Raw genomic sequence first — 12,077 nt, 5'->3', positions numbered from 1 at the left:
CGCTGCCGCTGCGGCGCGTGAGGCCGTCACCACTCTGCGAGAAATTCACGTTGAGCGACTTCGAACGTTACTACCAACGCATCCGCAGCCAGCAAAAGCGCGCTAATCTGCTCTGGTCGTTGCTGCTGGTGACGCTCTGGCTGAGCGCAGGCCAGCTGGCGGAATTTGATTTGCTGACCATCTGGCAATCGCTGCCGCAATTTTTTGATTATATTCTGCAGACCCTACCGGTGCTGCATCTGCCGCTGCTGTTTGCCGACGGCAAAACTGCAGGATCGCTGGCGTACTGGGGCTACCGCCTGCCGGTGCAGCTGCCGCTGATCTGGGAAACGCTGCAGCTGGCGATCGCCTCAACGCTGATCGCCGTTGTGGTGGCCGCCGTGCTGGCCTTTTTTGCCGCCGGAAATACCCAAACCCCGGCCAGCGTGCGGCTGGCGATTCGCTCGCTGGTGGCGTTTCTGCGTACCATGCCGGAACTCGCCTGGGCAGTGATGTTTGTGATGGCGTTTGGCATCGGGGCGGTTCCGGGCTTTCTGGCGCTGGCGCTGCATGCCATCGGCAGCCTGACGAAACTGTTTTATGAGGCGATTGAGAGCGCCTCCGATAAACCGGTGCGCGGCCTGGCCGCCTGTGGCGCCAGCAAACTGCAGCGGATGCGCTTCGCCTTCTGGCCGCAGGTCAAGCCGCTGTTTCTCTCCTACAGTTTTATGCGGCTGGAAATTAACTTTCGCTCTTCCACCATCCTCGGGCTGGTTGGCGCTGGTGGCATAGGCCAGGAGCTGATGACCAATATTAAACTGGACCGCCACGACCAGGTCAGCATCACGCTGCTGCTGATCGTGCTGGTGGTGTCGCTGCTGGATACCTTTTCCGGCTGGCTGCGGCGACGCGTTGTAGAAGGAGCAGGTTAAATGATGGCAGTTACTCCCGATATCACCACGCTGAAACAGCAGCACGCTGAGCTTTTCGCCGTCCAGCGCTGCTATCTGCGCCGTATCGCCCTGCTGACACTGGTCGTCCTGCTCTATTACCTGTTCTTTTTTCACCAGTTCGGTATTGAGTGGGGAAGGGCCATCCAGGGCTGTCAGCAGCTTGGGCGCTACTTTATGCGCATGTTTGTCTGGCATAACTTTGCCAGCTGGCCTTTTGCTTACTACTTCACCCAGATCGGCATTACCTTAGGCATTGTGTTTGCCGGGACGCTAACCGCAGCACTGCTGGCGCTGCCGCTGTCGTTTTTCGCGGCCCGCAATGTGATGCAGCACCGCATCGCGCGGCCGCTGGCCTTCCTGGTACGCCGCCTGTTTGATGTGCTGCGCGGCGTCGATATGGCGATCTGGGGACTGATTTTTGTGCGCGCGGTAGGGATGGGGCCGCTGGCTGGGGTGCTGGCGATCATACTGCAGGATGTCGGTCTGCTGGGTAAGCTGTATGCGGAAAGCCACGAGGCGGTGGATCGCTCGCCGGGCCGGGGTCTGAGCGCCGTCGGGGCCAACAGCCTGCAGAAACACCGCTACGGTATCTTTACGCAATCTTTTCCGGCTTTCCTGGCCCTCAGCCTGTATCAGATTGAATCCAATACCCGCTCGGCGGCGGTGCTGGGTTTTGTCGGGGCGGGCGGCGTCGGCCTTATTTATGCCGAAAATATGCGCTTATGGAACTGGGACGTGGTGATGTTTATTACCCTGATCCTGGTGGCGATTGTCATGACGATGGATATCATCTCCGCCCGGCTACGTAAGCGCTATATCAGCGGAAAAGCGGTGCCGCTCTGGCAGCCTGTTGAGTCTGCCTGAGACGCTGGCTGCGCTGCCAGGCGCGCTGTAACGCCTGCACCAGCTGCGGCTGGCTCCAGGGTTTAGCCAGCCGTTCGCACAGCGGCAGCATCACCGGTTGATGACGCAGATCCTGACCGCTGATCAACAGCGTGGCGAGCGCGGGCCACTGTTGCTGCGCCTGGCGAATCACATCGGCACCGCTCAGCTCGCCCTCCAGCATCAAATCGCTGATCAGCAGATCGATATCGGGCGTCTGGCGCAGCAGGCGGAGCGCCTGCTCGCCATTTCCGCACTCCAGCGTCAGATACCCCAGGGCGTGCAGATGTTCGCACAGCGTCTGGCGCACGGCCGGTTCGTCATCCAGCACCAGCACCAGCCGCTCTTCCGCCGCATCAGCCACCGGCAGTGGCGGGGGTGTTGCGGGCAGCGTCTGTTCCGTGGCGCGCGGCAGCAGCAGACGCACGGTGGTGCCCTGGCCGGGCGCGGTTTCCAGCTCAATCTGGCCGCCCGACTGGCGCACAAATCCCCAGACCATCGACAGTCCCAGCCCGCTGCCGCTGCCGATGGGCTTGGTGGTGAAAAAGGGCTCAAACACCTGCGCCCGTACCTCCGGCGACATGCCGCAACCCTGATCGATCACCTCAATAGTGACATGGTCACGTTTACCCTGCGCCTCCTGACGGCGCTGGTTCCAGATGCGTAAACGGATTTCGCCGCTGCGTTTTTGCATCGCATCGCGGGCGTTCACCACCAGATTCATCAGCGCATTCTCCAGCTGGCTGGCATCAATCCAGGCGGGCCAGCCGGGGCGTTGCGCATCGATCACCAGCTGCTGCCCCGGCAACAGCGAGTGCTGCAACAGCGACTGCAGGTTATCCACCAGCGCGACTACCGACACGGCGCGCGGAAACAGCGTCTGCTTGCGTGAGAAGGCGAGCAGACGCTGGGTAAGCTGGGCCGCGCGTTCGGCGGCCTGACGCGCCCGCTCAACCCGGCTGGCGACCGTGCCGGCCGGCAGCTGTCCCACCGTCAGCTCCAGGCTGCCGATAATCACCGCCAGCAGGTTATTGAAGTCGTGCGCAAGGCCGCCGGTCAGCTGACCCACAGCCTTCATTTTCTGGCTGTGCACCAGCGCTTCCTCCAGCGCCTTGCGCGCCGTGCGCTCAAGGACGGTACTTACCATGCCGCGCTGCGGCACCGGGCTGAAGCGCAGCTCCAGGGTACGGCCATCCGCCAGCCGCACTTCCTGGGGCTCCAGCGGGTCATGCAGCGTAACGCCGAGCCGCGCCAGCAGCGGCTGATAGTGCTGACCGCGTTGCAACGCCTGCGGCGGCAGGCCCAGCAGCAGGGGATATTGCGCGTTCCAGACCACCAGATGGCCGTCATGATCGAACAGGGCAAAGCCGTCACGCATCGCCAGAAAAGTGGATTCCAGCTGACTGCTTTTCTCTTTCAGCAGGCGTGAGGTGTGCTCCAGCGAAGCGGTATTGCGGGCGAAGACATTGAAAGCGCGCGCCAGATCCCCCAGTTCATCGCACCGCTGCAGACCCGGTACGCCCACCTGTTTCTCCCCCTGCGCCAGCCGGGTCATGGCGTGGGCGATGGCGGTGAGGCTGGAGCCGAGATTGCGGTAGATGTAGTAACCGGCATAGCAGGTAATCGCCAGCGCCAGCAGCACAAACAGGGCGATAAACAGAATAATGGAGTCGAGTTCGCGATGCGTTTCCTGCATGCGCGCATCGCTCTGCTGCGCCACCTGCTGCACGCAGGCGGTAATGTCGATATTCAGCATCGCCACCAGCGCCTTGATGCGATAGGTGGCGTAAGCGATCGCCAGATCGCTCTCTTCCAGCTGCTGCGCCAGCGGCACCAGCGCCCGTTCATTGGCGAACAGCTGATCGATTTTGCTGGCCAGCACGCTGCCGCTTCTGCGGGTTGGCCACTGCTGCATCACTGCCTGCCATTGATCGATGGCGGCGCGCGGAGAGGCGGTGCGAATCGCGACTTCAATCAGCCGCATCGCCTGTTCGCGCAGCGCGGCGGAGGGAGCATCGGGGTAACGCGGGGCGAGGGTATTGATATGTTCCAGCAATATCTGCGACTGCCAGAGGCCGCTGAGCATCTGGTTGCGCTGCAGATGACGCTGATGACCGCGCAGCAGCAGCTGATTTACTGCCTGTTCCAGCATCAGGCTGCGCGTATGAATACGCGCCACGCGCTCCGGCTGACGGGCGGCCAGTGGCGCCTGCGCCACCAGCGCCAGCGAATGTTGCAATGCCTGCTGCTGCTGTTGCAGACGCGCCGATTCACTCTGATACTCCAGCGCGCCCACCACCTGCGCCAGCCGTACGGCGGCGGTGGCCACGTTCGCCGTGTCGCGCGCCAGCGCCAGACTACCGTTCATATCTGCCAGCGTCTGCGCCTGCGCCTGCTCCTGAATCTGACCCGCATGACGAAAGCCGAGAATCGCCACTACGCTCACCATCAGCGTCACGCTGACCACCAGCAGATTAAACAGCAGCAGGCGTCCGCGCGCGCCGGCCTGCCACAAATACGCGCGTTGCGTCATCAGCGATCTCCCCTGAACCCGTAGCGCGAGTATAAAAGCGTGAGCAACGGCAAATATGACAATTATGAATGGCAGCTGTCATTTTCCATTTATCTGCGGCTGATTAACTCGCCTGATAACCCTCAGCAGGAGCGGGCAGATGACAGCGAAACCGATACTGGAAATGAGAGGCATATCGCGCCGTTTCGGCAACTTTTACGCCCTGAAAGCGGTGGATTTAACGGTGTGGCCAGGAGAAGTCCATGCGCTGATGGGAGAAAACGGCGCGGGTAAAAGCACGTTGATGAAAATTTTGGCCGGTGCTTATAGCGCCAGCAGCGGGGAAATTATTATTGATGGTCAGCCCACCGTGATTAAAGGGCCGAAAGAGGCGCTGGCGGCGGGGATTACCCTGATCTATCAGGAGATCAATCTGGCGCCCAACCTCACGGTGGCGGAGAACATCTTTCTGGGCAGTGAGATCAGGCATCTGGGTCTGGTGCGGCGTCGCCAGATGGCACAGGAGGCGCAGCGGGTGATTGATCGGCTCGGGGCGCAATTTTCCGCCACCGACCTGGTCAGCACCCTGAGTATTGCCGAACAGCAGCAGGTAGAAATTGCGCGTGCGCTGCAGCGCAACAGCCGCATTCTGGTGATGGATGAGCCCACTGCAGCGCTCTCTAACCGGGAAACCGGGCAGCTGTTTGCCCTGATCAAACGCCTGCGCAGCGAGGGCATGGCGATCATCTATATCAGTCATCGTATGGCAGAAGTGTATGAACTCTCCGATCGCGTCAGCGTGCTGCGCGACGGTTCTTATGTCGGCAGCCTGACGCGGGACAACCTGAATGCCAGCGAGCTGGTACGCATGATGGTCGGCAGGCCGCTTAACGATCTGTTCAATAAAGATCGCAGCATCAGCTTTGGCGCTATCCGTCTGGCGGTGAATCATCTTACCGACGGCGGCAAAATTCATCCCGGCAGCCTGACGGTACGCGCTGGTGAGATTGTCGGCCTGGCGGGGCTGGTGGGGGCCGGACGCAGCGAGCTGGCGCAGCTGATTTTTGGCGTGCACAAGCCAGGCAGCGGGGAAATCTGGATTGACGGCGAAAAGGTGCGCATTAACTCCCCGCGCGAAGCTATAGCGCACGGCATCGGCTTTCTCACCGAGAACCGCAAAGAGCAGGGGCTGTTTCTGGAACTGGCCGCCCATGAAAATATTGTGATGGCCACGCTGGAACGTGACGCCAGTTACGGCATGCTGAACCGGCGCAAAGCACAGAAGATCTCCAGCGAGGCGATTCAGTCTCTCAACATTCGTGTGCCCCATGCGCAGGTGCGCGCGGGCGGCCTCTCCGGCGGCAATCAGCAGAAGCTGCTGATTTCGCGCTGGGTCTCCATTAATCCGCGTATTTTGATCCTCGATGAACCGACGCGCGGGGTGGATGTGGGCGCCCGCAGTGAAATCTACCGCATGATGAATCAAATGGCGCAGCAGGGCGTGGCGATCCTGATGATCTCCAGCGAGCTGCCGGAAGTGGTGGGCATGAGCGATCGGGTGTATGTCATGCGCGAAGGCGCTCTGGTGGGCGAACTGAGCGGTGACAACATCAGTCAGGAAAACATTATGACGCTGGCCACCGGCGCGCATGCGTCGCAGCCGACAGACGCTGAGGAGAGAGCAGTATGACCAGTGAAACCGCACGAGCCAAATCACCCACCTTAAAGCGCGCCCTGATGGGCGATATGCTGCAGACGGTGGGCATTTTGCCGATTCTGATCCTGATTGTGGCGGTATTTGGTTTTGTCGCCCCGAACTTCTTCACCGAAAGTAACCTGCTGAATATTACCCGTCAGGCCTCGATTAATATTGTGCTGGCGGCGGGAATGACCTTTGTCATCCTTACCGGCGGTATCGACCTCTCGGTGGGCTCCATGCTTGGCACCACGGCGGTGGTGGCGATGCTGACCTCGCTCGATCCGGCGCTGGCCTCGATGACCATTCCCGCCGCGCTGGCCGCCGGGCTGCTGATGGGGCTGTTTAACGGCATTCTGGTGGCCTGGGCCGGATTGCCGCCGTTTATCGTTACGCTCGGTACCTATACCGCGCTGCGCGGCGCGGCCTATCTGCTGGCGGACGGCACCACTGTGATTAACTCCGACATCAATTTTGAGTGGATAGGCAATGCTTACCTCGGACCGGTGCCCTGGCTGATTGTGATCGCGTTTGCAGTGATTGCCCTGTGCTGGTTTGTGCTGCGTCGCACCACCCTTGGCGTGCATATCTATGCGGTGGGCGGCAATATGCAGGCGGCACGCCTTACCGGGATCAAAGTGGGCGCGGTGCTGGTGTTTGTCTATGGCGTCAGCGGACTGCTCTCCGGCCTGGGCGGGCTGATGAGCGCCTCGCGCCTCTACAGCGCTAACGGCAACCTGGGCGTCGGTTATGAGCTGGACGCCATCGCGGCGGTAATCCTCGGCGGGACCAGCTTTGTCGGCGGCATCGGCACCATTACCGGCACGCTGATCGGCGCGCTGATTATCGCCACCCTGAACAATGGCATGACGCTGATGGGCGTCTCCTACTTCTGGCAGCTGGTGATTAAAGGGGCGGTGATCATTATTGCCGTGCTGATCGATAAGTACCGTACACGGCATCATGTCAGCTAATTCTACCCTCCGGGCCCGCCACGCGGGCGCGGGGGAAGAGTCATGTTTCACAACGACCCGACGCCATTACGCAGTTGGCAACGATGAAAACAAAAGCAGGAGAAGAACTATGCGTTTCAATCCGATTGTTTGCGGGCTGCTGGCGGCGACGCTGTTCAGCGCACCGCTGGTGCAGGCGAAAGAGTTGAAGTCGATTGGCGTTACCGTCGGCGATCTCGCCAACCCGTTCTTTGTACAGATTACGAAAGGGGCAGAGATGAAGGCGCGCGAGCTGGCCGGTGACAAGGTCAACGTGACGCTGGTTTCCAGTGGTTACGACCTGGGTCAGCAGGTGGGGCAGATCGATAACTTTATTGCCGCCAAAGTGGATATGATTATCCTCAACGCGGCCGATTCCAAAGGCATTGCTCCGGCGGTGAAACGTGCGCGTGATGCCGGCATCGTGGTAGTGGCGGTGGACGTGGCGGCCGACGGTGCCAACGCGACCATTACCTCCGATAACACCCAGGCGGGGGAGATGGCCTGTAAGTACATCTCCGATCGCCTGAAAGAGAAAGGCAACGTTGTGATCATCAACGGGCCGCCGGTGTCTGCCGTGCAGAACCGCGTCGAGGGGTGCCGCAATGAGCTGCAGCGCCATCCGGAGATCAAGCTGCTCTCCTGGAACCAGAACGCCAAAGGCAGTCGTGAAGGGGGGCTGGAAGTGATGACCTCGCTGCTTTCTGCCAACCCGAAAATTGATGCGGTATTTGCCATCAACGATCCTACCGCTATCGGGGCGGATCTGGCGGCCAAACAGGCGCAGCGTAACGAATTCTTTATTGTCGGCGTGGATGGCTCCCCCGATGGCGAAGAAGCGCTGAAACGGAAAAACTCGCTGTTTGCCGCAACCCCGGCTCAGGATCCCCAGGTGATGGCGGCGAAAGCGGTGGAGATTGGTTACGATATTCTGCAGGGCAAAGCTGCGCCGGATAAGCCAGTACTGATTCCGGTAACCCTGATCGACCGGGAGAGCGTGAATAACTACAAAGGCTGGACGGTGAGATAAACCGCTTCCGGCGCGCGTGACAGGCGCGCCGGGATGCCTGACTGGCGATGTAACGGGGACTCAGGCGATTTGCGAAGAGAGCTGCGCCATACCCGGTCGCACCACGTCGGCAGAAAAGACGTAGCCGAGGCCGCGAATGGTGCGGATCAGCACCGGCTGATGCGGGTTCACCTCGATTTTACGCCGCAACCGCATAATCAGGACATCAATGGTGCGATCGAACACATCAAGGCTTTCGCTGTGGGTGAGTTCAAGCAGCTGATCGCGCGTTAACACTTTGCGCGCATGGCGCACCAGCGCGCGCAGCAAGGCGTATTCCCCCTGCGTCAGCGGCACGGCTTCACGCTGCGGGTTTAGCAACTGACAGCGCGTTTCATCCAGCTGCCAGCCGTTAAACTGCCAGCCGCTATCATGCTCCGGCGCGGGCAGAGAGAGACGACCGCAACGGCGCAATGCCGCCCGCGCCCGCGCGACCACCACGCGCGGATTAAAGGGTTTGGCGATATAGTCATCGGCACCCATTTCCAGACCCACAACCATATCCGCCTCCGATCCCATTCCGGTGAGCATAATCACCAGCAGATCCGGCCGCAGACGCTGCATCTGTTGCAGCACCAGCAGACCGTTGGTGTCCGGCAGCATCATATCCAGCATCACCAGCGCAATATCCGGATGCTTTGCCAGCAGCGGCACCACCTCTTTCCCCTGATGACAGGTATACACGGTAAAAACATGCTCGCTGAGTACGTCGCGGAGCAGTTCACACACAGCGCGTTCATCATCGACCACTAATATCGCGGGCTTCATTATCAGGCTCGTAGGTTGCGAAAAAGTTAAAGGTCAGTGTACACAGGCTGTTAATGCCAGCATGGGATGAAAATGCGGAAGTGTGAGAAATATCGCCCGTACACTGCCGAAAGCGTGCAGTGGCGCAAAAATCAACAGCAAATGCCTCAAAAAGGTGCAATGCGCCAGAATGGTGCCCTGTTTTGGTTAAGATTATTCCTGGGTGCGGCGCGCTGACGGGCCGCCTGCCTTTTGTACGGGATGTCGTCATGGCATAGCAATTGCTATGTGACCCGGGCGAGTAAAGGTTACGGCATCCGGTAACCTGACGGCAGAGCATGCAGCCGCCACGCTTTTCGCGCCCGCAACACAATAATGCGCATGCAAATCACTTTAGCAAGGAGAACGCACGTGAGTGACGTCTCCATGGTTACGAGAGATGATGATGTTAGAAAAACTGTTCAAGCTCAAGGCTCACCAGACCACGGTCCGTACGGAGATCATTGCGGGGATCACCACCTTCCTCGCTATGGCCTACATCCTGTTTGTTAACCCCAGCATTCTCAGCGCCACCGGCATGGATAAAGGTTCGGTGTTTGTCGCCACCTGTCTGGCGGCGGCGATCGGTTCGTTACTGATGGGCCTGATCGCCAACTATCCTATCGCGCTGGCCCCCGGCATGGGACTGAACGCCTTCTTTACCTATACCGTGGTACTGCACATGGGATACAGCTGGCAGATCGCGCTGGGGGCCGTGTTTCTGTCCGCAGTGATCTTCTTTGTGCTGTCGATTTTTAAAATCCGGGAATGGATTATTGCCAGTATCCCACTGCCACTGCGCGCCGGTATTGCCGCCGGTATCGGCCTGTTTCTGGCGCTGATTGCGCTGGAAGGGGCCGGTATCGTGGTAGACAACCCGGCGACGCTGGTGGGCATTGGCGATCTGACACAGCCGGGGCCGCTGCTGGCGATGCTGGGCTTTATCATTATCGTGGTGCTGGAAGCGCGTCGCGTGACCGGTGCGGTACTGATTGGCATCCTGCTGGTGACCTTTATCTCCATGGGGATCGGGCTGTCACCCTTTGCGGGCGTCTTCTCCGCGCCGCCCTCGATTGCGCCGACGCTGATGCAGCTGGATATTGCCGGTGCCTTTAATGTGGGCCTGGTCAGCGTGATCTTCGCCTTCCTGTTTGTCGATGTGTTTGATAATACCGGCACCCTGTTGGGCGTCACCAAACGCGCCGGACTGGCGGATGAGCAGGGCAATGTACCGAAGATGGGACGTGCGCTGATCGCGGACAGTGCCGCAGCGCTGTTTGGTTCGCTGCTGGGGACCTCTACCACTACCAGCTACGTGGAATCCGCCGCAGGCGTCAGCGCTGGTGGCCGTACCGGCCTGACGGCGATTGTCGTGGCGATTCTCTTTCTGCTCAGCCTGTTCTTCTCGCCGCTTGCCTCCAGCGTTCCGGCGTATGCAACCGCGCCAGCGCTGCTGTTTGTCGCGGTGCTGATGGCGTCAGGGCTGGCGGAGATTGACTGGAAAGATATCACTACGGCTGCGCCGGTAACGGTGACGGCACTGACCATGCCGCTGACCTACTCGATCGCCAACGGTATCGCTTTTGGTTTTATCACCTGGACGGTGGTGAAGTTGCTGAGTGGCCGCACGCGCGAGTTGAATGCTGCGCTGGTGGTATTGTCGATTCTGTTTGTGATTAAACTTGGCTGGCTGAGCGCCTGACGGCGGCACTGAAAAGGTAACAGGGGGCCGGAATACGGCCCCTCTGTTATCAGCGGGAAACCCGGTTAACGCGGCTCAGGCCAGGCCACTGCGGTAATCCCATGAAGCACAGGTGCAGCGAATAGCGGCCCCTGGAAAGTCGAAATGCCTGCCGCTTCAAGCCACATCCATTCCTCCGCTTTCTCCACCCCTTCGGCGGTGACCGCGATTTCCAGCGAGGAGCAGCATTTCAGAATCGCCTGCACCACTGCCTGTTTCGGCCCGCTTTTATGCACATCACGAATAATATTACTGTCAATCTTGATGCGATCCGGCTGCACGCGTGTCAGCAGCAGCAGACCGGCGGAACCGGCACCAAAATTATCAATCGCCAGGCTGATCCCGGCTGCTTTCAGCTGTTTTATCGCCTGTTCAAAATCTTCGGTGCGGGAAATGGCCTCGTTCTCGGTCACTTCTACCGTAATCTGCTGAGGAATCAGCCCGTTAGCCTGGATTTCTCTGAGCAGAAAATCGACCGCATCCGGCACCTCTACCAGCGCCATCGGCAGCAGATTCACCGACAGTTTCATCGCCTCAATACCCAGACGGCGCGCCTGAGCAAACGCCTGGGCTTTGGCGCGCAGATCAAGCGCATGCATCTCCTGCGACGTCAGGGGGGCGAAAAGCTCACGCAGCGGGGTATCCTGCGCACCGCGCATGCGCGCTTCCACGGAGACCACTTCGCGCGCCAGCGGATCAACCACCGGCTGGAAGGCAAAACTGTACGGCTCCGCTGTGCGGGTGTCCGGCAGTGTGAGCTGGCTATCCGACTCGTCAGTAAGAAACTGCCACTGCTCTGACGGCGGCACTTCAAAATAGTTTTCTTTTTCCGTGGCTTCGACAAAGGTTCGCAGGAACTGCAGCGCCCGGTCATCGTAGGTCAGCCGGTAGCGGGAGGTTCCGCGGTCGAGCACCGCCTGTAACAGTGATGATTTTTCATGTTCGCGCAGATCGAACAGCTCCATGCCCGCATTACCAAAGCGGCGCGATGGCGCATAATCGCGCATCAGTTCCACCAGGTTATAGTGCTTTTGATCGGCGCAGATGCGTTCATAAGCGGCAAGCACGCCCGCTTCAGGACCTTCGAGCAGCTGGAAGAAATGGGTGCCGTTAAACAGCAAAATACCTGTGACGTCAAACTCAGCATTAAACTGGCTGGCCCTGCTGACCATGCCGCCCAGAATTTTAACAGGAACGTCTTCAGAAATATGACTGCGATAAAGAAGGGTAGTCAGCATGAAATAGCTCCGGCTGCGTGATGATTACGCACACCTTACCAGAAATTACCGGAGCCGTATTCAGTGGCGTTTCGCTGTCAACCAGGCAGAAAAACGTCAAATTCTTTTTACATATAAGGAGAGTTTTAGCGTTGCGATCCGGGAGTGACGCTGGCTGGCGCGTGAAGAAAGCGTAGCGGCGCTGACCGGGCGGTCAGCTTGTTTACCCGCGCATGCAAAAGGTAAGACT

The 12,077-nt window shown here is 59.5% G+C and carries 9 protein-coding genes; 6 read left to right on the top strand and 3 right to left on the bottom strand.

What is annotated here, in order from left to right; all coding sequences use genetic code 11:
• The first annotated feature begins 50 nt into the window (after positions 1-50).
• Together phnE (E0E17_RS18125) and phnE (E0E17_RS18120) are read left to right on the top strand one after the other, a co-directional pair.
• Positions 51-911: a phosphonate ABC transporter, permease protein PhnE gene (gene phnE / locus E0E17_RS18125; protein WP_130835377.1), complete on the top strand. Its 861-nt coding sequence runs from the start codon at positions 51-53 to the stop codon at positions 909-911.
• Positions 912-1,796: a phosphonate ABC transporter, permease protein PhnE gene (gene phnE, locus E0E17_RS18120; protein ID WP_130835376.1), complete on the top strand. Its 885-nt coding sequence runs from the start codon at positions 912-914 to the stop codon at positions 1,794-1,796.
• On the opposite strand, the gene E0E17_RS18115 is transcribed toward phnE (E0E17_RS18120), so the two are convergent.
• Entirely contained in the window at positions 1,750-4,347 is a 2,598-nt protein-coding gene (locus tag E0E17_RS18115) for an ATP-binding protein (RefSeq protein WP_130835375.1), read from the bottom strand. The two genes, phnE (E0E17_RS18120) and E0E17_RS18115, sit on opposite strands and share 47 nt — an antisense overlap.
• Before the next feature lie 139 nt (positions 4,348-4,486).
• Between E0E17_RS18115 and E0E17_RS18110 the strand changes: the two genes are divergently transcribed.
• The 3 genes from E0E17_RS18110 (at position 4,487) to E0E17_RS18100 (ending at position 8,044) form a co-directional block, all read left to right on the top strand.
• Positions 4,487-6,016 carry a sugar ABC transporter ATP-binding protein gene (locus E0E17_RS18110; RefSeq protein WP_130835374.1) on the top strand — a complete coding sequence of 510 codons (1,530 nt, stop codon included), beginning with the start codon at positions 4,487-4,489 and terminating at the stop codon, positions 6,014-6,016.
• A complete protein-coding gene (locus E0E17_RS18105; RefSeq protein WP_130835373.1) occupies positions 6,013-6,996 on the top strand; it encodes an ABC transporter permease subunit in 984 nt (327 codons plus the stop codon). Before E0E17_RS18110 ends, E0E17_RS18105 begins: the two co-directional genes overlap by 4 nt.
• A 109-nt stretch (positions 6,997-7,105) precedes the next feature.
• Positions 7,106-8,044 carry an ABC transporter substrate-binding protein gene (locus E0E17_RS18100; RefSeq protein WP_130835372.1) on the top strand — a complete coding sequence of 313 codons (939 nt, stop codon included), beginning with the start codon at positions 7,106-7,108 and terminating at the stop codon, positions 8,042-8,044.
• Positions 8,045-8,104: 60 nt separating this feature from the next.
• Here the strand turns inward: E0E17_RS18100 and E0E17_RS18095 are convergent, their stop codons facing one another.
• Positions 8,105-8,851: a response regulator gene (locus E0E17_RS18095; protein ID WP_130835371.1), complete on the bottom strand. Its 747-nt coding sequence runs from the start codon at positions 8,849-8,851 to the stop codon at positions 8,105-8,107.
• A 421-nt stretch (positions 8,852-9,272) separates the two neighbouring features.
• Here E0E17_RS18095 and E0E17_RS18090 point away from each other — a divergent pair, with 421 nt between their 5' ends.
• Positions 9,273-10,571: an NCS2 family permease gene (locus tag E0E17_RS18090; protein ID WP_237680838.1), complete on the top strand. Its 1,299-nt coding sequence runs from the start codon at positions 9,273-9,275 to the stop codon at positions 10,569-10,571.
• Positions 10,572-10,636: 65 nt separating this feature from the next.
• On the opposite strand, the gene E0E17_RS18085 is transcribed toward E0E17_RS18090, so the two are convergent.
• Positions 10,637-11,848, bottom strand: coding sequence for a diguanylate phosphodiesterase (locus E0E17_RS18085; protein WP_130835370.1), 1,212 nt, complete (start codon positions 11,846-11,848; stop codon positions 10,637-10,639).
• Positions 11,849-12,077: the final 229 nt, after the last annotated feature.

Source organism: [Erwinia] mediterraneensis (assembly GCF_900604315.1).
Classification (GTDB): Bacteria; Pseudomonadota; Gammaproteobacteria; order Enterobacterales; family Enterobacteriaceae; genus Pantoea; species Pantoea mediterraneensis_A.
The sequence above is the reverse complement of the archived record's forward strand: the minus strand, read 5'-3'. Positions and strand labels throughout refer to the sequence as shown.